This window comes from Polynucleobacter cosmopolitanus (assembly GCF_002224225.1).
Taxonomy (GTDB): domain Bacteria; phylum Pseudomonadota; class Gammaproteobacteria; order Burkholderiales; family Burkholderiaceae; genus Polynucleobacter; species Polynucleobacter cosmopolitanus.
Genome location: NZ_NJGG01000003.1, coordinates 175,053 through 197,928, shown reverse-complemented (window position 1 = coordinate 197,928; position 22,876 = coordinate 175,053). Strand labels below are relative to the sequence as shown.

Sequence of the window (22,876 nt, the reverse complement as noted above, 5' to 3'; positions counted from 1 at the left end):
AGAACCTAGGAATAGAGTCTGCTTGCAGCAGCAGATCCTGCAGGAATACCCTGAACCGTCATCGCTTGATAAATCTCTTCAAGCTGACCCTTGATGGCAGTGATAGCTTCATCAACCAATGGTCTTCCTGCATCATCCACCAAATGACCGTTGAGTGCTTCAGCCAATAGTTTTGCATCATCGAGCATCAATTGAAATGGTGTCATCTCATAAGAAACGTGAGGTAGGTTCAACAGCAATGTTACATATTGAACATTTGATTGGCTCAAATCGTCGCGCAAGAAATTGGCTTGATCAGCGATCAATTTGTAGATAGTCGTATCTGCAGCAACGCGCTGATACTCACGACCATCACGTGATAACAAGAATCCTGCCTTGTTTGCAACATTCTGAATAGTCATCAGGTTCCACAAACCATCTTTTGGAACAACGGTGATGCCCAACTGAATATCACACTTTGCTGCAAAATCATCCAAGCTCTTAGCGGATTCAATGATGTCATTGTGAGGGGCTAAATCCAACTCAGCATCTAAGGCATTAGATAGCAACTGCACTTTTGAGACAAAGTCTGATAAATCAACCATGCCAATCGGGCCAGATCTGTTGGCTAACTGAATAGCCAGTTGAAGTTCTGTGAAGCTTTGCTCTGGCGTGATTGATTGCCAAACAGAATCCGTAGTCAAGCCTTCATGCATCCAAGTAAATTGGGTATTTTTTGGCCAATCAGACAACTGACTCAAAATTTCTTGGCCAGTGATGGGTTCAGGCAAGCGCAAGGTTGCAACACAATCAATCAAGGGATCGATCTTTGCTAAAACGGGATGAGCATGCGTTGAGCTTGTAATACCGCCAAAGCTTGGTTCAGATTTGTTGAGAGCTGCATCGACTGCAGAAAAGCTTGGTTCTGATGACTCGCTGGAATCATCCATCGATTCATTCTTATCAAGCTTGCGTATACGCATGGCGTTATAAATCATGACAAGGACTAACAAGCTAAAACCAATTAGTCCAAGAGATAACTGAAGATCCGACAACCCTAAGGATGTAGCAAGTTCAGTGAACCAAATCATTAAGCAGCCTCCACCATCGTTGCCGCAGCCTCTAAGTCAACAGCAACAATTCTAGAAACACCCTGTTCTTGCATCGTGACACCAATCAATTGGCTAGCGATTTCCATGGTGATCTTATTGTGTGAAATAAAGACAAATTGAGTGTTTTTAGACATTCTAGAAACCATGTCTGCATAACGACCCGTATTCGCATCGTCCAATGGAGCATCAACCTCGTCTAGCAAACAGAACGGTGCTGGGTTCAATTGGAATAATGAGAAGACCAAAGCAATCGCTGTCAAAGCTTTTTCACCACCTGATAACAAGTGAATGGTTGAATTTTTCTTGCCTGGCGGTTGAGCCATCACTTGAACACCAGAATCCAAAATCTCTTCACCAGTCATCACCAACTTGGCGTTACCACCACCGAAAAGATCTGGGAATAATTTTGCAAAGTGTTCGTTGACCTGATCAAAGGTGCCTTGTAACAATTCACGAGTTTCAGCGTCAATTTTTGAAATAGCATCCGTCAATGTATTGATCGCTTCATTCAAGTCAGCTGATTGAGCATCCAAGAACGTCTTACGCTCTTGCGCGCTGGCCAACTCTTCAAGAGCTGCCATGTTCACAGGACCTAAACCTTGAATTTCTTGATTGAGCTTATTCACTTCAGATTGCAAAGTGCTGACCTTCATATCAGGCGTTAAGCGTGCTTGCAATTCTTCCACATTGGCTTCCGCATCCATCAACATGGTTGCAAATTGCTCAACGTTCAAGCGGGCTGCTTGCTCTTTGAGCTGAAGCTCCATGGCTTTGTCACGCAAAGGTTGCAAACTGCGCTCAATCGTCAAGCGACCCTCATCACCCTCGCGCAAACGATGGGAGATGGCATCCATTTCTGTTCTGGCATTCGCCAAAGCAGCTTCGCGAGCACTTCTTTGAATCAATAAGTTTTGTAAAGCATCTTGGGCAGCTTCATCAGACAAACCATGCAACTCTTCTTGAGAATTACCCAAGCTCACCTGGATATCACCCACCTGTTGTTGTGCAGATTGTTGATCACGAGTCAGATCACTGATTCTTTGGACCAAGGTTCTTGTATTAAAGGATGCTTCACTAGCTTCACGCTCAGACAAACGCAACGCTTCACGAGCTTGCTCAAGAGCATGTTGTGCTGATTGATAAGCATCTTGTGCAGTCGTCAAACTATCTCCGTGCACACCTTTTTCATCTTGAACACGATCTAGTTCGCCCTGACCTTCGTCTCTGATCGATTGAAGTTCAGCAGATTGCTGAGTGAGCTCATTAAGTTCAAAATTGATTTGGTCTGCTCTGCTTCTGTATTTCTCATCAGCCTGCGCAAGTTGCAAACGCTCAACTTCTAGGTTGTGTGCTTCTCTCACAGCTTGTTCAGCTGTTTGACGAGCTTGCTGGGCCAATTGATGCGCTTGATGATAAGCAGACTGAGCTCTGTTGGCCTCACTCTGAGCTTCATCAAGAATTAATTGCTGAGCTTTTAACTGTAAATCTAAGTTTTCAATTTCTTGGCCACGCGCCAATAAACCAGCTTGTTCAGAATCCTCTGCATATAGTTGCAAACTCACGCGACTGACAATATGGCCTTCTTTGACCAAGAGAACACCACCTTGAGGCAGTTGTTCACGACGACGCATCGCATCATCTAAGCTATCTGCAATGTAAACATTGCCCAACCACTCTTGGATCACAGCTTTGATGCCAGAGTCTTTGACCTGAACACGGCTCATCAAGCTGGTCAAACCATTGACGCTTGAGTCAGAATTAGAAACACCGTTACCAGAATAGAAAGCCAAACGAGACGGCGGCGCATCTTGAGCAAGACGAACGGCCTCGTTCAAATCACTTGCTTGTAAAGCAGTGACACGTTCACGCAACACTGCTTCAAGTGCGGTTTCCCATCCCTTTTCAACTTGTAAATCTTGCCACAAACGTTGTTTTTTATTGAGACCCTTTTGCTCTAACCATGGACCAACCTTGGCTTGAGCTTGAACTTTTTCTTGTAAAGCTTGCAAAGCACTCAAGCGAGCCTGAGTTTGACTCAATGCTGTAGAAGATTCTTGCAAGGTTTGTTGGGCTTTTTGTCTTGTCGCATCAGCTTCTGGAACACTCACATTGGCTACTTCAGAAACCTCTTGCGCTTCATCAGCCTTGCGCTGAGCCATGGTTTGGCGATCAGTCGCCAGGCTAAGAGCTTCAGCATCAGGCTTCACCAAGCTTGATAAATCGGCCTGTAAGCGTTCTTGACGTTGATGCAACTGATCTAATTGACGACCTGCAGCCAATACTCTTTCAGCCAAACTTGCTAAGCGCTGATCAGTTGAAGACACAGCTTCACGCGCTTGATCTAAAGCTTTTTGTGTTTCTAAATAAGTTACTTCATGCGCTGGCAACTTCTCTTGTACCTGATGAAGAGCCTCCAAGAAACGCTCTTCGTTTTCGCGAGCAGACTCTAAATCAATATTGGTTTGACGTAAGGCATCAGCAGCAGCGACTTCTTGTGAAGACCAACGGGATAACTGCGCTTGTAAATCTGAAATCTGTTGCTGTAGGCGTGCGCGTGATTCTTGAACATAACGAATCTCATTCTCAAGCTTGCCTACTTCAGCATTCACTTCATACAGCTCACCTTGAGCTGTTGATACCAAATCTTGCGATGCGTAATGAGAGCTTCTTAATTCTTCTAATTCAGCTTCTGCATGGCGTAATTTGGCAGTTTGCTCTTCAAGCTGAACTTGAGCATCTCTGATCGCATTCGCATGACGCTCTTGCTCTTTGCCTGCTTCAGTCTGACGTACCAACCACAACAACTGTTGTTGCTGTGTCATCTGAGTATTCAGGTCTTTGTATTTTTCAGCAACTTGAGCTTGACCTTCTAGCTTGGTGAGATTCTGCGTTAACTCACGCAAGATATCTTCTACACGCGTTAAGTTCTCTCTGGTGTCTTCCAAACGAGATTCAGTTTCTTTGCGGCGCTCTTTGTACTTAGATACACCCGCAGCCTCTTCCAAGAAAATACGTAACTCTTCTGGCTTGGCTTCAATGATTCTAGAAATCATTCCCTGGCCGATGATCGCATAAGCACGAGGACCTAAACCAGTGCCCATGAACATATCATGAATGTCTTTGCGTCTGACTGTTTGATTATTGATGTAGTAGCTAGAAGCTCCATCACGAGTCAACACGCGTTTGACTGACAATTCAGCAAAAGTGCTCCATTGGCCAGCGGCACGACCATCGGTGTTATCAAAAATCAGCTCAACACTTGAGCGCCCAGCCGGTTTTCTTTGCCCAGAGCCATTAAAAATAACGTCCTGCATGGATTCGCCACGCAGCTCACTGGCCCTAGATTCACCCAAAACCCAGCGAACAGCGTCAATGATGTTGGATTTACCGCAACCGTTGGGGCCCACAACACCAATTAATTGGCCTGGAAGCTCGAAATGAGTGGGGTCTACGAAGGATTTGAACCCTGAAAGTTTGATAGATTTAAGTCGCACGGCTAACTTCTTTTAATGGAATCATTGTGATGATACCAAGGTAGGAATAGAAAGAGCACTTCCTGAAGTCGACAGATATAATCTAGGCTTATTACTTGTTATTTTTAAAGGAAAAAGAGTTTATGGCAACGCTACAGAACATCATTGATCAAGCCTGGGAAGATCGTGCCAGCCTATCACCTTCAGCAGCCCCAAAAGAGGTTCGCGAGGCAGTGGCTACGGTATTAGCGGGCTTAAATGACGGCTCTATTCGCGTTGCTGAACGTCACTCAGTGGGCAAGTGGAATGTGAATCAATGGGTTAAAAAGGCTGTTTTGATCTCTTTCCGCCTAGAAGACAATCAGGTGATGTCAGCCAATGGCACCAATGGCTTTCCGCAGTTTTACGACAAAGTTCCAACTAAATTTGCCAATTACACGGCTGAGGACTTTGCCAAAGGCGGTTTCCGCGTAGTTCCGCCTGCAACGGCTCGTCGTGGTTCATTTATTGGCAAAAATGTGGTTTTAATGCCCTCATACGTCAATATCGGTGCTTATGTTGATGAAGGCTCAATGGTTGATACCTGGGCCACAGTTGGTTCATGTGCCCAAATTGGTAAAAATGTTCACCTCTCAGGCGGTGTTGGTATTGGTGGTGTTCTAGAACCAGTTCAAGCCGGTCCTGTGATCATTGAAGATAACTGTTTCATTGGCGCACGTTCAGAAGTGGTTGAAGGTGTTGTGATTGAAGAAAATGCTGTTTTATCAATGGGCGTTTACATTGGTCAAAGCACCAAGATTTATGACCGTGAAACTGGTGAAATTCACTATGGCCGCGTACCAGCTGGTTCAGTGGTTGTTCCTGGCTCATTACCATCAGCCTGCGGCAAATACAGTCTCTATGCAGCAATCATCGTTAAAAAGGTAGACGCTCAAACCAGAGCTAAAACAGCCATTAACGATCTATTACGAGACTAAGCTAACTCATTAAAGATTATCTGTGACTACAAACTCAACCTTAGCCCTAACAGAACAACTGATTTCTCAGAACTCGGTAACGCCTGCTGATGGTGGTTGCCAAGATCTGATAGCTGATCGACTCAAAGCAATCGGTTTTGAATGCGAAACAATGATGAGTGGTCCTGATCACTTCAGAGTGACAAATCTATGGGCCGTTAAAAGAGGCGCTCTAGGTAAAACAGGTTCTCTGTTGAGTTTTGCTGGACATACGGATGTGGTGCCAACCGGTCCACTCGATAAATGGTCTTCGAATCCATTTCAACCGACACACCAAGATGGTTTTTTATATGGTCGTGGTGCCGCGGATATGAAAACCTCATTGGCTGCTTTTGTGGTGGCCACTGAAGAGTTTGTAGCTCAGAATCCTGATCACAAAGGCTCGATTGCCTTTTTGTTGACCAGCGATGAAGAAGGTCCGGCGCATGATGGCACTGTGATTGTTTGTAATGAATTAAAAAAACGTGGCGAACGTCTTGATTACTGTGTGGTTGGTGAGCCAACCTCAGTTGATCAATTAGGAGACACGATTAAAAATGGTCGCCGGGGATCTTTATCTGGCAAATTAAAAGTGATTGGTGTTCAAGGTCACATTGCTTATCCTCATTTATCAAAAAATCCGATTCACCTCATGGCCCCTGCTCTTGCTGAACTTGCTGGAGTGACATGGGATCAAGGTAATACTTATTTCCAACCAACCGCATGGCAAGTTTCTAATATTCACTCTGGAACAGGTGCCACCAATGTGATTCCTGGTGAGGTGGTCATTGATTTTAATTTCCGTTTCTCAACCGAAAATACAGCTGACAAACTAAAAGAGAAACTTGAAACAATCCTGAAGAAACATCAACTGAATTTCACGATTGAATGGAATCTCAGTGGGGAACCATTTTTGACGCAACCAGGTAACTTATCCGAAGCCATGCAAGCGTCGATCAAAGCAGAAACAAATGTAACTGCAGAGCTTTCGACAACTGGCGGCACCAGTGATGCTCGCTTTATTGCAAAGATCTGTCCTCAAGTGGTTGAATTTGGACCGCGCAATGCAACCATTCATCAAATCAACGAACGTGTTGAGCTTGCAGACATAGAGCCGCTTAAAAATATTTACAAAGGTGTTTTAGAAAAGTTAATTGCTTAAGCGTTAACTCTTTCAACACATTTATGAACACTGATTTAACTTTAGAAGTTTGTTGGCAAGAACTGACCGAAAAATTAGATCTTGCAGGACTGAGTTATGGCCATGGCGCCATTGATGCGCAAAGCGAAGCACTTTGGATCATAGCTACAGCCTTGGGTTTTCCGCCTGAAGATGCTGCAGAAGCTCTCGACACAACAATCACGCCTGAATTACTCACCCAAATCAACGCTTGGGCACTTGAGCGCATCACTACTCGCAAACCTTTGGCCTACATCTTGGGCGAAGCCTGGTTAATGGGCATTCCGTTTTATTGCGATGAGCGCAGTATCGTGCCTCGCTCATTCATCGCAGAATTAATTGTGGATGGTCATTTAGAGCCTTGGTTGCCTCCGAGCGCCAAAGTCTTAGACCTCTGCACAGGTAATGGCTCATTGGCGATTTTGATGGCTCTATCTTGCCCAGATGTAGAAGTGTCCGGATCAGATATCAGCATGCAAGCATTGTCTTTAGCAGCCAAGAACATTGATCGCCACAATCTGAGTGAACAAATTGAGATTCACCAAGGTGATTTATTTGAATCATTGCCCTCACCCAATGAAGAAAATTTATTTGATTTGATCATTTGCAATCCGCCATATGTGAATGCAACATCCATGGCTACTCTTCCACCTGAATATCACGCTGAACCAGAAATATCTTTAGCTGGTGGAATTGATGGCATGGACATCGTTCGAAAAATCATTGCAAACGCTAAAGATTATTTAAAACCTGAGGGTGCTTTGGTGCTTGAGATTGGCAATGAAGCTAAAAACTTTTCAGATGCATTTCCAGAAATACCAGTCACATGGCTAGAAGTTTCTGCTGGCGACGATCAGGTCTTACTGATTCAAGCAGAAGACCTTTAATCTATAAAATTATAGATTTGTCACTCTAGATTTCTGGCTGCTTGAATCGCTTGATCAATCCTATCAACAGCAAAAATAGTTAAGCCAGGAATGTTTGTTTTAGGGGCATTGGCCTTTGGAACAATGGCCTGCTTAAAGCCCAGCTTAGCAGCTTCTTTGAGGCGTTCTTGGCCCCTTGGACATGGTCTGATTTCTCCTGCCAAACCAACCTCGCCAAAGACAATCAAGTTCTTGGGCAATGCTTTATTTTTCATCGACGACTGAATCGCTAATAAGACAGCCAAGTCCGCTGCAGGCTCAGTGATTTTGACGCCGCCCACCGCATTCAAGAAAACATCTTGATCAAAACAAGCAATGCCTGCATGACGATGAAGTACGGCTAAGAGCATGGCCAAACGGTGTTGCTCTAGACCCAAAGCCAATCTGCGTGGATTGGGCACATGTGCAGCATCCACCAATGCCTGAATCTCAACCAACAATGGTCGACTGCCTTCTTGCGTGACCAACACACAAGAACCGGGAACGATTTGATCGTGCTGTGACAAGAATAAAGCTGATGGATTAGCCACGCCTTTGAGACCCTTATCAGTCATGGCAAAGACACCTAATTCATTCACAGCCCCGAAACGATTTTTAAAGGCTCGAACCAATCTGAACGATGAGTGCGTATCACCCTCAAAATACAAAACTGTGTCAACGATATGTTCTAAAACCCTTGGCCCTGCCAAGTTACCTTCTTTGGTGACATGACCCACCATGATCATACAAACACCAGTCGTTTTAGCCAAACGAGTCAGTTGAGCTGCGCATTCTTTCACCTGCGCCACTGAACCAGGCGCCGAACTCAAAGCTTCTGAGTAAACCGTTTGTATCGAATCAACGACCACCACAGTGGGTCTTGCTGATTCAATGGTGGCTAATAATTTCTCTAACTGGATTTCTGCTAATACTTCTAAATCCGGAGCTTGTATTCCCAAACGTTTTGCTCTCAAGGCAATTTGCGCACCCGATTCCTCACCACTGATATAAAGAACCGAGTCACCTCGAGCACTCATTGCTGCCAGTGCTTGCAAAAGCAAAGTAGATTTACCGATACCGGGGTCGCCGCCAATCAATGCAACTCCACCGGTGACCAAGCCACCACCCAATACTCGATCAAACTCATCAACACCGGTGCTAATACGAGGTAAATCTTCGGCTTCTATAACGGATAGTTTTTGTTTAGGAGCAGCTTTAGCCAAGCTTTGAAAGCGATTAGTTGAAGGCTTGTCTTCCACGGTTTCTTCCATGGAATTCCAAGCCTCACAGTTAGGGCATTGACCCTGCCACTTTGCTGATAAGCCACCACATGCTTGGCAAACATAAACAGATTTAATTTTTGCCATTAGAGCGGATTGGCCTTTTTATTTTCCTGAGCGCGCTTTTCTGAGTCAGCGCGTTTTTTTACAAGGTCTTGTTCACGTTTAGCTTGATCCAATTGCTTTTGCTCATAATCTTTGACATTATCAGCGCGCTGTTTTGCCTTAGCTGGATCGTTGCGCTCTTTGATTCTTTGTTCATCTTGCTCATCTTTGATGATAGCTTTGAGAACGCGCTCCCTCTCTCGCATAGGTATTTCTTGAGCACGCACTTCTTTGATTTCTTGACGATGTTCTAAACGAGCTTTATCAAGACAACGGGTCGTGAAAAATTGATCATAACAATCGTGCTGTTTTTTTTCTAAGCGGTATTTAGCCCAATCTTTTTGTAGATTGAGATTATTTTGACTCTTTTCGATTTCCGCGAGCTCTGCCATCTCCGCTGGACCAGCAAGAACCACCGTTGTCAGCAAAGACAACGAGGTGAAAATGACTCCTAGTGAAATTCTGTAATAACTCATAACCTTAAGCATAAAGCCATTAGTGTTTTATGCCTAAAAAACTTAAATTTCTATCTTGGCGCCAAGCTCCACCACCCTATTTGTAGGGATTTGGAAGAAATCTGATGGTTTTGCAGCATTTTGGAACATCCAAGCAAATAGCCTTTCACGCCACAAAGCCATACCAGGTAATTTTGAGGACACCACGGTGTCACGCGCCAAAAAGAAGGATGTATCCATCAGATCAAACTTCAATTGGTATTGAGCTTCAATTTGCGCCAACACTTTATTGATATCTGGTGTCTCTTTAAAACCATGCACCGAGCGAACCAAATACACTTGGCCACCCATGTCTTTGAGTGTGAGACGCTCCTCATCATTCACATAAGGCACATCCCAGATACTCAACTTCAAAAAGAATACGCGTTCATGTAACACGCGATTGTGTTTGAGGTTATGCAGCATCGCAACAGGAACGTAATCGATGTGAGCAGTTAAAAAGATACCCGTGCCTTCAACTCGATGTGGGGGATGGGCTAAGAGTCCAGCTACAAATGGCTCCAAAGGAATGGATTCATTAATAATGCGATCGCGCAGTAATTTTCTACCCTTGTACCAAGTCATGAGACAAGTAAAACAAATAACGCCAATCAATAATGGGTACCAACCACCATCTTTTAGTTTAATTAATGTTGCAGTCCAAAATGCCAAGTCAATGATCAAGAAAGCTGTGATCAAACAAACAATGACAATTGGATTCAAGCGCCACTCACGACGCATCACAATGGCCAAAAGAATGGTGGTGATCAGCATCGTCGTCGTGACTGATATACCGTAAGCCGCCGCCAAATTACCGGATTCCCTGAATTCAATCACCGTGAAAAGTACCATGATCAAGAGTGACCAGTTCACCACAGGGATATAAATTTGACCTCTTTCATTATCTGAGGTGTGACGAATACCCATGCGGGGTAAGAAACCCAACAAAATAGCTTGGTTTGCTAAGGAGAATGCGCCTGAAATAACCGCCTGAGAAGCAATCACTGTGGCAGCGGTGGCCAAACCAACCATGGGCCACAGAGCCCATTCAGGCACCATCAAGTAAAAAGGATTTTTAATGGCTTCAGGGTTTGATAGCAACAAAGCACCTTGACCAAAATAATTCAAAAGCAAACTTGGCAACACTAAAAACAACCAAGCATAGCGAATCGGTTTACGACCGAAGTGTCCCATATCTAGATAGAGAGCCTCAACACCAGTCACCACAAGAACCACAGAGCCCATCACGATATAGGCCATCAAAGTATGTTCGGAAATGAAATTTATCGCGTAAATGGGATTGATCGCGTTAAAAATTTCAGGTGCTTTGATGACGTTATAGAGCCCCAAAGCAGCCAATGAAATAAACCATGTAATTGTGATGGGGCCAAATAGTTTGCCAACAGCAGCTGTGCCATATTTTTGAATCACAAACAGAGCGACTAAGATAGTGATTGTGATTGGAATCACAAAGCGCTTCATTTCTGGTGTGGCAATTTCTAGACCTTCCACCGCTGATAGAACAGAGATGGCTGGGGTAATGACTGATTCACCATAGAGCATGCAAGCTCCAAACATACCCAACATCATCACCGTTAAATAGGATTGGCTTCCAGATTGAAGTGATCGAAGTGCCAATGCCATCAAAGACAGCACACCACCCTCACCCTTATTGTCAGCTCGCATCACAAAGAGAACATATTTAAATGTCACAACCAGCAAGATTGTCCAAAACATCATTGAAATGATGCCAAAGACAGCCATTTGACTGAATGGAATACCGTGACTTGGACTGAAGGATTCTTTTAATGCGTATAGAGGGCTTGTGCCGATATCACCAAAAACAACACCAATGGCTGCAATCGCCAAAGTGACCGTACTTGCTTTCTGATGACCATCTTGACCATGAAGCTCAACTGGCTTCAGTAAAGATGATTGTGAATTTTCCGGATTACTGATGGACACCGGTTACTCCCTAATAAATGATGTTTTTATTATATGCCGACCATATTGCAACGCAACATTAATTAAGCCCAGGTTCTAATTTATCGAGCCAATGGCAAATTCCCAATGCATTGAGCTCCAAATCAATCTGAAGAAAAGTGATAATTTCAGCAGTAGATAGTTTGCACTTCATTGTTTTTAAATGATTTATATGAATCTTAGCCATTCCGTCTTTCAGTAGAGCATGTCGATTTGAATCATTTTTTAATTGTTTCGCTAAAACAACAATTTCATCTAATTGTTCTAAGAAAAGACGTTTTAAGCGCTCAACACCATTAATTCGGCTGAAATGAGTCGGAAACAAGCACTCAGGATTGAGCGCTGCAATACGTAATACTGAGTCCTTCAGAGCATCAGGGTCAAACTGAATCGGTGTGGTGGTCGGCATGATGTATGCACCCTCTTCAGTATCAAACTCACGGTATGAGAGGCCAAAGGTATCACCCGTGAAAGCACCACGACTGATAGGATCCCAAATAGCGATATGGTGCTTGGCATGACCAGGCGTATCTAAACAATGGAGTATTCTGCTACCCAAAAGGATTTGATGACCTTCGCCAACTTCCACAACTCTTGCAGCATCGATTGGCAACAATTGGCCATAGGATTGCTCAACAATGTCTTCGCCATAAACGCCCACGGCTCCAGCTCGAAGAGCACTCGGGTCAATCATGTGGCGAGCGCCTCGGGTATGAACCAGTAATTGGGCTTGTTCGCATATCCGCATCATCTCGCCTGCACCACCTGCATGGTCTAAGTGAACGTGTGTCAAAACAATGTATTTGACCTGTTGAGAACTTAAGCCAAGTTCATCAAGGGTGGTTAAAAATCTGGGAATCGAGTAGTTGGTGCCAACGTCGATGAAAGCAACTTCATCGCCATCAACCACCATATAACTGGCATCAAACTGCTCTCTTACAAATCCGGTATCAACACAGTAAATGCCAGGAGCGACTAATTGGGCATAAGTCAGATGTTTTTGCATGTGCGGATTTTCACATAACCAATATGAGAAATAAGCTACTTAGTCTAATTTTTTCTTTAAAAGACATGGCATTACTGGATAGAAAGACAGGTTGTCCTTGCTATTTAGGGTTTAACCTGATATAGTTTCATTCTTCAGACGCGGGGTGGAGCAGTCTGGCAGCTCGTCGGGCTCATAACCCGAAGGTCATAGGTTCAAATCCTATCCCCGCAACCAAATATTAGACTAAAGCCCTTCATGTACTTGAGGGGCTTTTTTATTACCCCAATATCTTTGGCATACTTAGGGTTTCCAACAATGAGCATCCATCCCATGAAAAAATTATTAGCTGCCCTTCTCGTGACCTTATCCACGCTGAGCTTTGCAGGTCCGAAAGTTGAATTCAAAACAACCATGGGCGACTTCGTTGTTGAACTCAACCCTGAAAAAGCCCCAAAAACTGTTGAGAACTTCTTAGGCTATGTGAATAGTGGTTTTTATAACGGCACTATTTTTCATCGAGTGATCAACAATTTCATGGTGCAAGGTGGTGGTTTTACCCCGGACATGCAACAGAAAGCAACCAAAGCGCCGATTTCACTTGAATCTAATAATGGCTTGAATAATGTTGTGTACTCCATCGCTATGGCAAGAACCAATGTGCCTGATTCAGCAACAGCACAGTTTTTTGTGAACGTGGTGAATAACAAGAACTTGGATTACCCTCGTCCCGATGGTCATGGTTATGCTGTTTTTGGCATGGTGATCAAAGGCACAGAAACAATCGACAAAATCAAAGCCGTGAGCACCACTAGCAAGCGTCCTTTTGCTGATGTACCAAGCACAACGATTGTGATCAATAGCGCAAAAGTTATTGGCCAGTAATCGATGAGTGACTTTGAGCATCTCACTTGCACCATCCTGCTTGATGATGCTCAAAGTTCCAGTGACAAGCCAAGTAGCAGACTCTATCAGTCTCCATTAAAAACAATACAAGCCAGCAAAGCTGATGAACTTGAGGCTGCTCTTGAAGAAATTGAACAAGCAATCCATGACCAACAATATGTTGTCACTTGTCTTAGCTATGAGCTTGGCGAATACCTTGTAGGCTTAAAGCCAAAAAAATCTGAAACACCTTGGGTACAAGCTTGGGTTTTTAAAGATGTTCAAAAACTCAGTAAAGAACAAGTCAATCAATGGATTCAAACTCAACTCACTCAATCAGTCAAACAAACAACAGATGCGCCAGCTATCACGAACACAAGTAATAGCGTCACTCAACAACAATTTGAAGAAGATATTTCTAAGATTCAAGAATGGATCAAGGCTGGCGACACATACCAAGTCAATCACACGTATCGCATCGCCGGTAAATTAAGCGGATCACCTTTAGCTGCCTACGAGATACTCAGACAAAAACAACCAGGTCCTTACGGTGCCTATATAGATCATCCGAATGGCTGGGTCTTATCATGCTCCCCCGAATGGTTTTTGCAAAAGACAAGCGATACCTTGATGACCAAACCCATGAAAGGCACCGCCAAGGTTGGTGAGAGTAGTTCTGAAGAACTTCACGGTGATGCAAAAAATCGTGCCGAAAATGTCATGATTGTTGATTTACTGCGCAATGATTTAAGCAAAATATCGATGCCAGGCTCAGTCAAAGTGCCACATTTATTTGAAGTTCAGCAGCATGGTGATGTTTTACAAATGACATCAACCATCAGCTCAATATCAAAAGAAAATTTAAGGCTCAAAGAATTGCTGCAAGCGATTTTTCCTTGTGGCTCAGTTACTGGCGCACCCAAGAAAAGAACCATGGAGTTGATTCAGGGGTTAGAGTCAGAACCAAGGAATCTTTACTGTGGCGCTATTGCCTGGTTTGATCCAAGCTCAAAAACTGGACTGGGTGATCTTGGGATGAGCGTTGTGATCAGAACCTTGGGGCTTGCAAAAGATCAAAGTTTTCAAATGGGCGTTGGCGGTGGCATCACCATTGATTCCGAGAGTGTTGATGAGTGGCATGAGTGCCAAACCAAAGCTGGATTTTTATACGCTTTACAAGATCAATCAGAACCCATTGGATTGTTTGAAACGATTCGCATAGAACAAGGACAAGCTTGCCACGTTGACATTCACATTGAACGAATCTCTAAATCTGCCAGTGAATTAAAAATTGAATTTGATTCAGACAGAGCTAGAAGCTTGATTCAAGTTGCTTGTTCACAACTTGATGCGAAATTAATTTACAGACTTCGTTTAGACCTGTCAGCAGAAGGACTGCTCAGCATTAAAACTGCCTTGATACAAGATCTTCAACCAGGCCCCATCCTATGGGCCAGTGATCTTTTGCTAACTGATGTAACGATGTCCTCGACTGATCAATTATTGGGTCATAAAGTGACACGTCGCAAACTGTATGACCAAGCATGGTTGGCCGCTGAAAAATTGGGTGCATTCGATGCTTTATTTATTAATGAACAGGGATTTGTTACAGAAGGTGGCAGATCAAACGTCTTTATTAAAAAAGATGGTCGATGGCTAACCCCACCACTTGCATCTGGATGCTTACCTGGCGTGATGAGATCAATCATTTTGAAAGATTCAAAATATCAAGCGATTGAACAAAATATCACGCGCGCCGACGTCTTGAGTGCGGAAGAAGTGATTTTCACCAACGCCTTGCGCGGCGTCGTGAAAACCACAAATTAAACGATAATGACGAAATGAAATATTGCCCAACATGCGGTTCAACCGTGATCTTACAAACTCCTGAGGACGATACCCGGGAGAGGCATGTTTGTTCCGGCTGCAAAACGATTCATTATGAAAATCCTCGCAATGTCGTTGGGACTATCCCTGTTTGGCAAGATAAAGTTCTTTTGTGTAAACGAGCCATACATCCTCGCCTTGGATACTGGACATTGCCGGCAGGATTTTTGGAGATCGGGGAAAGTACCGAGGATGGCGCTAAACGAGAAACGCTTGAAGAAGCAGGTGCAAGTGTTGAGATCGGCCCTTTGTTTTCTTTATTGAATGTCACACACGTAGAGCAAGTTCATTTGTTTTATTTGGCCAAACTCATTGAGCCTAATTATCAGGCAGGCGTTGAGAGTTTAGAAGTTGAGTTGTTTTCTGAAAAAGATATTCCTTGGAATGAGTTGGCATTTCCGACGGTTCGAAAAACGCTTGAATGGTATTTTCAGGATAAAAAATTGGGTCGACTCAATGAGACAGATAAGATCGTGACTCATCTTGATGATGTTGGCTACGATGAACGCATTGATCGGAAACATTGATCAACATGGGTCTGTCTTGGCTTCAACCGCATGATCCTTTTCCATCGCCTTGGAATGATGCCGATCCTGATCCAGAAGTTCCTGGCTTATTAGCCATCAGCGAGGACATCAGCGCTGAACAATTGTTGCGCGCTTATCACCAAGGTATTTTTCCATGGTATTCCGATGGACAACCCATTTTGTGGTGGTCCCCCAACCCCAGGATGGTGCTTAGACCCAAAAACTTCAAAGTAAGTAAAAACTTCAAAAAAGAAATTAAAAATGTCTTGATGGACCAAGATTGGGAAGTAAAGGTCGACGAAGATTTTCATGCAACCATTCTGTCCTGTGCAACACAAGCAAGACCAGACCAAGATGGGACTTGGATCACGCATGCAATCATGCATGCTTACAGTCAAATACACGAGCAAGGACATGCGCACAGTATTGAAGTTTTTCATCAAGGCCAACGGGTTGGCGGTTTATATTGCGTTAATTTAGGGAAAATGGTTTTTGGTGAATCGATGTTTTCCAAAAAAACAGGCGCCTCTAAAATTGCCTTGGCAAGCCTGTGTGCCTGGGCTATTGCCCAAGACATCGAGATGATTGACTGCCAGCAGGAAACAGCGCATTTAAGTTCAATGGGTGGATATCCCATTCCACGGGATGAATTTTTAAACCATGTGCGCGAGAAAACTACTGCAATTAATCCCATTTGGCGTTTTAATAAGAGTGTTTTGCAACATTGGCTAAGCCAACCGACATGAGTAAATTAAAAGAACTCCCATTCACCACCCTTCAGTTCTATGCAACTGCTCCCTATGAGTGCAGTTACTTGGCGCATCATCAAGCTCGCTCGCAAGTTGCAACGCCAACACATTTGATTCATGCGGATGTTTATGGCGAATTGGTTGCCAGTGGTTTTCGTCGCAGTGGTTTGTACACCTATAGACCTTACTGTGATGGCTGTAAGGCGTGTATTGCTTGTCGCGTTGATATTGAACGCTTTAAGCCGAAACGCTATCAACAGCGAGCGCTTAAAAAGCACCAAGATTTAGAAGTGAAAATTGGTCATCTGGAATTTTTTCAAGAACACTACGATCTTTATATGTCATACCAACACGATCGCCATCTTCACGGCGGCATGGATGGTGATGATCAAGATCAATACAAACAATTTTTACTGCAAAGCAAGGTGAATACTCGTTTGATTGAGTTCAGGGATGGTCCCGATAGCGAAGAACCAGGCAAGTTGAGAATTGTGAGCATCATTGACGTGGTTCAAAGTGGCTTGTCGTCTGTTTACACCTTCTTTGATACCAGCAATCAAAGTGCCAGTTATGGAACTTTCTCCATCATGTGGCAGATAGAACAAACTAGGAAACTTCAGCTGCCTTACTTGTACTTGGGCTACTACATTGAAGAAAGCCCTAAAATGTCTTACAAAGCACAGTTCGAACCATTAGAGGTTTTGGTCGATGATGTGTGGCAACGCTATTAATAATTTAAAGATCCAACACTGATGAATCTCTACCCTCTCGTCAAGCCTTGTTTATTTGCCATGGATGCAGAACGTGCGCATAACTTGACTTTGAGCACCCTCGATAAAGTTCATGCCATGGGCTTGGGGTTTTTAACGCAAGAAAAGATTGCTCGCGATGAGCGAATTTTTTGTGGCTTGAAAATACCGAATCCGGTTGGTTTAGCCGCAGGGTTAGATAAAGACGGTAAACACATTGATGCTTTGGCTGATTTAGGTTTTGGTTTTATTGAGATTGGCACGGTGACACCCAAAGCACAAGCCGGCAATCCTTTACCAAGAATGTTTCGACTGCCAGAAGTATCAGGCCTGATCAATCGCATGGGTTTTAACAATGATGGGGTTGATGCATGCGTGGCACGAGTCAAACAATCTGATTTTTGGCAAAACGGCGGCATCCTCGGATTGAATATTGGTAAAAATGCCACGACCCCGATTGAATCAGCTGCTGATGACTATTTGATTTGTATGAAAAAGGTGTATGACATCGCTTCGTACATCACTGTCAATATCTCCTCACCCAACACCAAGAATTTAAGACAGTTGCAAGGTGCTGATGAATTAAGTTCATTGCTAAGCGCTATTGCCGAAGAAAAAAAGGTGCTGAGTGATTTGCACAAAAAAGAAGTGCCACTGTTCCTAAAAATTGCCCCTGATTTAGATTTAGAGCAAATTCAGACCATTGCAGAATTGCTGATCAAATACAAGATTGATGCGGTCATCGCCACGAACACCACAATTGCTCGTGATTCAGTTGCCCACTTACCGTTTGGTCATGAAGCTGGCGGCCTTTCTGGTTCACCAGTGAAACAATCATCAGACCGCGTAATCCAGGAGCTGCGCCGTACTCTTCATGGTCAGCTGCCAATCATTGGTGTTGGCGGGATCATGTCTGGCCAGGATGCCAAAGACAAGATCAATGCTGGCGCCAGCTTGGTTCAGCTCTATAGTGGCTTGATTTATAAAGGCCCTAAGCTGGTTTCTGACTGTGCAAAGGCCTTAAAAGGTGGTTTTTAAGCTTCTCTTTTCATAATGTGCAATTTGGCATTTTTAGAGCTAAAATGACAACATGACAAGCAGAACAGCTATCCAGGTTTTGGACCGCATGATGAGTCTTCTGGATGCCCTCGCAGATAGTGATGAAGCCCAGAGTCTTAAAAGACTGTCTGAGCTGACTGATTTGCACCCATCAACTGCTCACCGAATTTTGAATGATATGGTTGCCTGTCGCTTAGTTGAGCGAGCAGACAGTGGCACTTATCGCTTAGGCTTAAAACTCCTTGAATTAGGTAATTTAGTGAAAGCACGACTTTCAGTCAGAGATGCTGCTCAATTGCCAATGAGAGCTTTACATAAGCTCACCGGCCAAACAGTTAATTTATCTGTGCGCCAAGGCGATGAAATTGTTTACATTGATCGTGCTTATAGCGAAAGATCAGGGATGCAAGTGGTTCGCGCCATTGGAGGCAGAGCCCCACTTCATTTAACTTCAGTAGGTAAACTATTTTTGGCTGATGATGACTCAGTGAAGTTGAAAAATTATGTGAGCAAAACTGGCTTGAATGGCCATACACAAAATAGCATCAGTGATTTGGCTCAACTTGAAAAAGAATTGGATTTAGTGAAAAGCCTTGGTCATGCCAGGGACGATGAAGAATTAGAGTTGGGTGTGAGTTGCATGGCTGCAGCTATTTTGGATGACACCGGCAAGTTAGTTGCTGGACTATCTTTATCAGCACCTACTGAGCGCATGCAAGATGAGTGGCTCAAATCGCTCAAAGATACTGCAATGCAGATCTCGAAAAGCTTGGGATACAAACCAAGCCTTAAGCCTTAAGTTTTCTTAATTTAATCTGCTTAATTAAATCTACTTATAGCTTTCTGATTGACTCAGGGTTTGGGTTGGCTTCCAACCATTCTCTGACACGCACTGCATCAGCAAAACGAGATTGAGTGCCAACAGAATCAAGGAATACCATCACCACATCACGACCAACGACTTTGGCCTGCATGACCAAACAACGGCCAGCAGCAGAAATATAGCCAGTCTTCTGCAAACCAATATCCATATCACTGGCTCTAACCAAACGATTGGTATTAACAAACTTTTGCTCACGCTTACCAATCATGATGCTGTAGTCAGGTCTTGTTGAGAACTCTCTAATCACTTGATATTGATATGCGGCCTCAACCAAACGAGTTAGATCTTCTGGACTAGAAACATTGTCACTGGATAGACCCGTGGGATCTGCAAATTTAGATTGACTCATGCCGAGTAACTTTGCCTTGGCATTCATCGCATCCACAAAGGCTGGTATACCACCTGGAAAATTTCTACCCAAGGCCTGTGATGCTCGGTTCTCAGAAGACATCAAAGATAAAAGCATCGCTTGCTCGCGCGTCATCTTAGCTCCTTGGGTCACTCTAGAGCGAGTACGGCCAGGATACGCATTGACATCTGATTGCTCAATCACGATTGTTTCTTCCAATGGAAGTTGAGCTTCAAGAATAACCAATGAAGTCATCAATTTTGTGATGGATGCGATCGGCAAGGCAGCATGCGCATTTTTCTCAAACAACACTTCATGTGTTTGACGATCAACAATCAACGCCACACTTGATTTTAGATTGAGATCATCTTGATTACCGCGCAGACCCATCGCTGCGGCAAATGATGGGCGCTTTTCATCAGGAGCTTTTGATGACTTAGCTCGAGTAGTTGATGTTCTAACTTGTTTTTGAGTTTTGGGGGCTACTTTTTTCTTGGCCGCCTGCTGGGTTGTTTGTTTATTGCTGGTACTTTGAGCAAAAGACACTTGTGCTCCAAGCAACAAAGAACTGCTCAATATACCCACAATCATTTTGCGCAACAAATTACTTCTCAATATCATCAGTCTCTTCTAAGCTATTTAATTAGTTAGTTTTAGTGAATAAATGACATGATAAGGTATTACTTGCCTGATGAGGCTTTATTGACCATTAAAACTGCCCCCATGGTCAGAGCTATCCCAAGGCCAATTGCCCATGTGATGGGCTCATTGAATAAGAACCAGGCCATCAAGGCAGTGGTGGGTGGTGTCAAGTACATCAAACTGGTGACCTTGGTAGCTGCTCCATGACGGATCATCACAAATAACAGAGAGCTGGCCCCGATCGACAAGGCGAATATCGACCATAATAAAGAAAATATCAATTCTGGAACCCAAGCAACCTCTCTGGTTTCGAACATCATCATGAGTGGCACACAAACAATGGCTGAAGCAGCAAATTGAATCACCGAGCCCGTGCGTAAGTCAAACTGAGGGCAATACTTCTTTTGATAAAGAGTACCTGCTGTGATTGATAGCAAAGCAATGATGATGAAGATAAAACTTAAATCACTGAAACCAATCATGACAATCTTGGCCCAAACAACCAATCCAACACCCAATAGACCAATCACCAAGCCAAGCCATTGAACAGGTCGTACCTTTTCAGCTACCCAAGATGCTAATAAAGCGGTCAGAATTGGTTGAAGACCCACAATCAAGGCTGTTAGTCCTGCAGACATTCCTTCACGAACGGCAGCCCATACGCCACCTAAATAACCAGCTTGCAGAAGTATGCCGGCAATCGCAATGTGGATGATTTGTGACTGTCTTGGCCAAGGAGCTTTCCAAAGTAAAACGATTGGGATCATGCAAATCAGCACACCCAAAAAGCGCATACTCAGAAATGTCATGGGCTCAGCATGAGGCATACCGTAACGAGCAATGATGAAACCCGTGCTCCAGATGATCACAAAAATTGGCGCAATCCATGGCGTTAAATATCGAATCCATGAATTGCTCATTTATTGTTTGACCTTTAATTCTTTGAATAGTTGAAGGGCTAATTGTACGGTTTGAGCATGCACTTCAACCGTAGTTTCAATATTGATGCCATACCCTCCTGCCATCGCTATGGCGATTGGTAGATCATGTGTTTTGGCAAAGTCCAAAACCATTTGATCTCGCAGGCATAAACCTTTGAGGCTTAATTTCAAACGTCCCAATCGATCACCCTCATGAGGGTCAGCCCCAGCCAAATAAATCAGCATATCTGGCTTGAACTCAGACTCCATCTGATTCAAAGCATGAGCAAGATGAAGCAAATATTCATCATCGGAACATCCGTCACTCAATCCCACATCTAAATGACTTGATTCTTTTCTAAAGGGAAAATTCTTCTCTCCGTGAAGTGACAATGTGTAACAGCTGGGGTCTTTGCCCAAAATCGCTGCTGTGCCATTGCCTTGATGAACATCCAAATCAATGATGGCAACGTTCATGTTTCTTAAGTTCTGAAGATACTTTGAGGCCACTGCTGCATCATTGAAGACACAAAAACCACTCCCTTTATTAGCATATGCGTGATGGGTACCACCCGCCAGATTCACTGAAACCCCATCTTCTAAGGCGCTGATACATGCTGAAATGGTTGCCCCCGCAGACCTTTTGGATCTTTCAACCATGAGTTCACTCCATGGAAAACCGATTTCTCTGATTTCTGCAGTACTTAACTTCCCCTGAGTCACCCGTTTGACGTACTCCTGATCATGTACTCGGATCAAATCCTCATCACTGGCAGCTGGTGGTTCTTTGAGCTCCAAACCATCCAATAAGGCCACTTGATCCCTCAATTGACGGTATTTTTGCATCGGAAATCGATGCCCATCAGGTAATGGGAGGACAAAATGATCGGTATAAAAGGCTTTCACCTCCTGATTTTGCCTTTTTTTCACATTGTGGTCTTGACTTAGTCTATTTAAGACCTATACTTATATTTGTGCAGTGCAACATTTATTGTTCACCCTTTAATTTACTTGGAGAAATCATGACATTAACCCCAGAACAAATCGCAGCAGCAAACAAAGCTAACTTGGAAACATTGTTGAATTTAACGAACAAAGCCTTTGAAGGTGTAGAAAAGCTTGTTGAATTGAACATGGCAGTAGCAAAAACTGCAATGACTGAGAACGTACAAAATGCTAAGCAAGCACTTTCAGTGCGTGATGCTCAGCAATTAATGGCTATGCAAGCAGGTATGGTTCAGCCTTTAGCTGAAAAGATCATGTCTTACAGCCGTCATCTTTACAACATTGCAAACGAAACTCAAACAACTTTCACTTCAGTTGCTGAGTCACAGTTAAAGAAAAGCACTGGCAACGTGAACGGCATGGTTGAAGAGCTTTCAAAGAATGCTCCAGCTGGTTCAGAAGCTACTATCCAGGCGATCAAACAAGCCATGGCTGCAGCAAACAATGCATATGAAACAACACAAAAATCTATCAAGCAAGCGGTAGATTTAGCTCAAAATAACTTCAATGCTGCAGCTAACACAGCAGTTAAAGCTGCTCGCGGCAAGAAGTAAGCAAGATGCAAGCCATTTGAATCATCATAATGGCATGAAAGAATTGAAGTAGTAACAGTTGTCTCCTCGGTACCCAGTTAGATCTAATCTACAAGTACCTTTTAACCCCCGCCTCGTGCGGGGGTTTTTTTATGTCTGGAGACCTGAAGGCTTTGAGGCTTTAAGACACAGAGCTA

Annotated in this window: 20 protein-coding genes and 1 tRNA gene; 12 read left to right on the top strand and 9 right to left on the bottom strand. The window is 43.7% G+C overall.

Going from position 1 to position 22,876, the window contains the following annotated elements:
- Positions 1-5 precede the first annotated feature (5 nt).
- Positions 6-1,070 carry a cell division protein ZipA C-terminal FtsZ-binding domain-containing protein gene (locus AOC33_RS08735; RefSeq protein ID WP_089516624.1) on the bottom strand — a complete coding sequence of 355 codons (1,065 nt, stop codon included), beginning with the start codon at positions 1,068-1,070 and terminating at the stop codon, positions 6-8.
- Positions 1,070-4,585 (bottom strand): chromosome segregation protein SMC, encoded by a 3,516-nt coding sequence (smc, locus tag AOC33_RS08730; protein ID WP_089516623.1) that lies wholly within the window; start codon positions 4,583-4,585, stop codon positions 1,070-1,072. The genes AOC33_RS08735 and smc overlap by 1 nt, the downstream gene beginning before the upstream one ends.
- Positions 4,586-4,707: 122 nt before the next feature.
- Between smc and dapD the strand changes: the two genes are divergently transcribed.
- The 3 genes from dapD to prmB are packed head-to-tail and all read left to right on the top strand — an operon-like array spanning position 4,708 to position 7,626.
- Complete coding sequence (gene dapD, locus AOC33_RS08725) at positions 4,708-5,541, top strand: 2,3,4,5-tetrahydropyridine-2,6-dicarboxylate N-succinyltransferase (protein WP_089516622.1); 834 nt, start codon at positions 4,708-4,710, stop codon at positions 5,539-5,541.
- Between the two features lie 22 nt (positions 5,542-5,563).
- Positions 5,564-6,721 carry a succinyl-diaminopimelate desuccinylase gene (dapE, locus tag AOC33_RS08720; protein WP_089516621.1) on the top strand — a complete coding sequence of 386 codons (1,158 nt, stop codon included), beginning with the start codon at positions 5,564-5,566 and terminating at the stop codon, positions 6,719-6,721.
- 23 nt (positions 6,722-6,744) lie between these two features.
- A complete protein-coding gene (gene prmB, locus AOC33_RS08715; RefSeq protein ID WP_089516620.1) occupies positions 6,745-7,626 on the top strand; it encodes a 50S ribosomal protein L3 N(5)-glutamine methyltransferase in 882 nt (293 codons plus the stop codon).
- A gap of 20 nt (positions 7,627-7,646) precedes the next feature.
- On the opposite strand, the gene radA is transcribed toward prmB, so the two are convergent.
- The 4 genes from radA to AOC33_RS08695 all read right to left on the bottom strand — a co-directional run bounded on the left by radA (position 7,647) and on the right by AOC33_RS08695 (position 12,512).
- Positions 7,647-9,011: a DNA repair protein RadA gene (gene radA, locus AOC33_RS08710; protein ID WP_089516619.1), complete on the bottom strand. Its 1,365-nt coding sequence runs from the start codon at positions 9,009-9,011 to the stop codon at positions 7,647-7,649.
- A complete protein-coding gene (locus tag AOC33_RS08705) occupies positions 9,011-9,463 on the bottom strand; it encodes a hypothetical protein (protein ID WP_143744037.1) in 453 nt (150 codons plus the stop codon). The genes radA and AOC33_RS08705 overlap by 1 nt, the downstream gene beginning before the upstream one ends.
- Before the next feature lie 84 nt (positions 9,464-9,547).
- Positions 9,548-11,449 (bottom strand): potassium transporter Kup, encoded by a 1,902-nt coding sequence (locus AOC33_RS08700; RefSeq protein WP_245835655.1) that lies wholly within the window; start codon positions 11,447-11,449, stop codon positions 9,548-9,550.
- A gap of 97 nt (positions 11,450-11,546) precedes the next feature.
- Entirely contained in the window at positions 11,547-12,512 is a 966-nt protein-coding gene (locus AOC33_RS08695; protein ID WP_089516616.1) for an MBL fold metallo-hydrolase, read from the bottom strand.
- Between the two features lie 139 nt (positions 12,513-12,651).
- On the opposite strand from AOC33_RS08695, the gene AOC33_RS08690 reads away from it, so the two are divergent.
- The 8 genes from AOC33_RS08690 (at position 12,652) to AOC33_RS08655 (ending at position 19,146) form a co-directional block, all read left to right on the top strand.
- Positions 12,652-12,728, top strand: a tRNA-Met gene (locus tag AOC33_RS08690).
- A 96-nt stretch (positions 12,729-12,824) separates the two neighbouring features.
- The gene (locus tag AOC33_RS08685; RefSeq protein WP_089516615.1) at positions 12,825-13,376 is read left to right on the top strand and encodes a peptidylprolyl isomerase; all 552 of its coding nucleotides are present in this window, start codon (positions 12,825-12,827) and stop codon (positions 13,374-13,376) included.
- A 3-nt stretch (positions 13,377-13,379) separates the two neighbouring features.
- On the top strand, positions 13,380-15,203 hold the full coding sequence (locus tag AOC33_RS08680; protein ID WP_089516614.1) for a bifunctional chorismate-binding protein/class IV aminotransferase: 1,824 nt from the start codon (positions 13,380-13,382) through the stop codon (positions 15,201-15,203).
- A gap of 14 nt (positions 15,204-15,217) precedes the next feature.
- Complete coding sequence (locus AOC33_RS08675) at positions 15,218-15,790, top strand: NUDIX hydrolase (RefSeq protein ID WP_089516613.1); 573 nt, start codon at positions 15,218-15,220, stop codon at positions 15,788-15,790.
- 5 nt (positions 15,791-15,795) lie between these two features.
- Positions 15,796-16,536 carry a leucyl/phenylalanyl-tRNA--protein transferase gene (aat, locus tag AOC33_RS08670; RefSeq protein ID WP_089516695.1) on the top strand — a complete coding sequence of 247 codons (741 nt, stop codon included), beginning with the start codon at positions 15,796-15,798 and terminating at the stop codon, positions 16,534-16,536.
- Positions 16,533-17,270: an arginyltransferase gene (locus AOC33_RS08665; protein ID WP_089516612.1), complete on the top strand. Its 738-nt coding sequence runs from the start codon at positions 16,533-16,535 to the stop codon at positions 17,268-17,270. The genes aat and AOC33_RS08665 overlap by 4 nt, the downstream gene beginning before the upstream one ends.
- Positions 17,271-17,291: 21 nt before the next feature.
- Positions 17,292-18,326 carry a quinone-dependent dihydroorotate dehydrogenase gene (locus tag AOC33_RS08660; protein WP_089516611.1) on the top strand — a complete coding sequence of 345 codons (1,035 nt, stop codon included), beginning with the start codon at positions 17,292-17,294 and terminating at the stop codon, positions 18,324-18,326.
- Positions 18,327-18,378: 52 nt separating this feature from the next.
- Entirely contained in the window at positions 18,379-19,146 is a 768-nt protein-coding gene (locus tag AOC33_RS08655; RefSeq protein ID WP_089516610.1) for an IclR family transcriptional regulator, read from the top strand.
- Between the two features lie 34 nt (positions 19,147-19,180).
- Here AOC33_RS08655 and AOC33_RS08650 read toward each other — a convergent pair whose 3' ends face one another.
- Genes AOC33_RS08650 through AOC33_RS08640 form a run of 3 tightly spaced genes read right to left on the bottom strand, consistent with a single transcriptional unit; the run spans position 19,181 to position 22,047 of the window.
- Positions 19,181-20,200: a serine hydrolase gene (locus AOC33_RS08650; RefSeq protein WP_089516609.1), complete on the bottom strand. Its 1,020-nt coding sequence runs from the start codon at positions 20,198-20,200 to the stop codon at positions 19,181-19,183.
- 59 nt (positions 20,201-20,259) lie between these two features.
- Entirely contained in the window at positions 20,260-21,141 is an 882-nt protein-coding gene (locus tag AOC33_RS08645) for a DMT family transporter (protein ID WP_089516608.1), read from the bottom strand.
- Positions 21,142-22,047, bottom strand: a complete 906-nt coding sequence (locus AOC33_RS08640) for a histone deacetylase family protein (protein WP_245835649.1) — start codon at positions 22,045-22,047, stop codon at positions 21,142-21,144.
- Positions 22,048-22,163: 116 nt separating this feature from the next.
- Here AOC33_RS08640 and AOC33_RS08635 point away from each other — a divergent pair, with 116 nt between their 5' ends.
- Positions 22,164-22,700, top strand: a complete 537-nt coding sequence (locus AOC33_RS08635) for a phasin family protein (protein ID WP_089516607.1) — start codon at positions 22,164-22,166, stop codon at positions 22,698-22,700.
- Positions 22,701-22,876 lie beyond the last annotated feature (176 nt).

Excerpts from the sequence above, each read along its gene's own strand:
- AOC33_RS08680 (WP_089516614.1), top strand. The coding sequence starts at position 13,380 with ATGAGTGACTTTGAGCATCTCACTTGCACCATCCTGCTTGATGATGCT.
- AOC33_RS08645 (WP_089516608.1), bottom strand. The coding sequence starts at position 21,141 with ATGAGCAATTCATGGATTCGATATTTAACGCCATGGATTGCGCCAATT.
- AOC33_RS08655 (WP_089516610.1), top strand. The coding sequence starts at position 18,379 with ATGACAAGCAGAACAGCTATCCAGGTTTTGGACCGCATGATGAGTCTT.
- radA (WP_089516619.1), bottom strand. The coding sequence starts at position 9,011 with ATGGCAAAAATTAAATCTGTTTATGTTTGCCAAGCATGTGGTGGCTTA.
- AOC33_RS08735 (WP_089516624.1), bottom strand. The coding sequence starts at position 1,070 with ATGATTTGGTTCACTGAACTTGCTACATCCTTAGGGTTGTCGGATCTT.
- AOC33_RS08660 (WP_089516611.1), top strand. The coding sequence starts at position 17,292 with ATGAATCTCTACCCTCTCGTCAAGCCTTGTTTATTTGCCATGGATGCA.
- AOC33_RS08650 (WP_089516609.1), bottom strand. The coding sequence starts at position 20,200 with ATGATATTGAGAAGTAATTTGTTGCGCAAAATGATTGTGGGTATATTG.
- AOC33_RS08675 (WP_089516613.1), top strand. The coding sequence starts at position 15,218 with ATGAAATATTGCCCAACATGCGGTTCAACCGTGATCTTACAAACTCCT.
- dapD (WP_089516622.1), top strand. The coding sequence starts at position 4,708 with ATGGCAACGCTACAGAACATCATTGATCAAGCCTGGGAAGATCGTGCC.
- AOC33_RS08695 (WP_089516616.1), bottom strand. The coding sequence starts at position 12,512 with ATGCAAAAACATCTGACTTATGCCCAATTAGTCGCTCCTGGCATTTAC.
- aat (WP_089516695.1), top strand. The coding sequence starts at position 15,796 with ATGGGTCTGTCTTGGCTTCAACCGCATGATCCTTTTCCATCGCCTTGG.
- prmB (WP_089516620.1), top strand. The coding sequence starts at position 6,745 with ATGAACACTGATTTAACTTTAGAAGTTTGTTGGCAAGAACTGACCGAA.
- AOC33_RS08635 (WP_089516607.1), top strand. The coding sequence starts at position 22,164 with ATGACATTAACCCCAGAACAAATCGCAGCAGCAAACAAAGCTAACTTG.
- AOC33_RS08685 (WP_089516615.1), top strand. The coding sequence starts at position 12,825 with ATGAAAAAATTATTAGCTGCCCTTCTCGTGACCTTATCCACGCTGAGC.
- AOC33_RS08665 (WP_089516612.1), top strand. The coding sequence starts at position 16,533 with ATGAGTAAATTAAAAGAACTCCCATTCACCACCCTTCAGTTCTATGCA.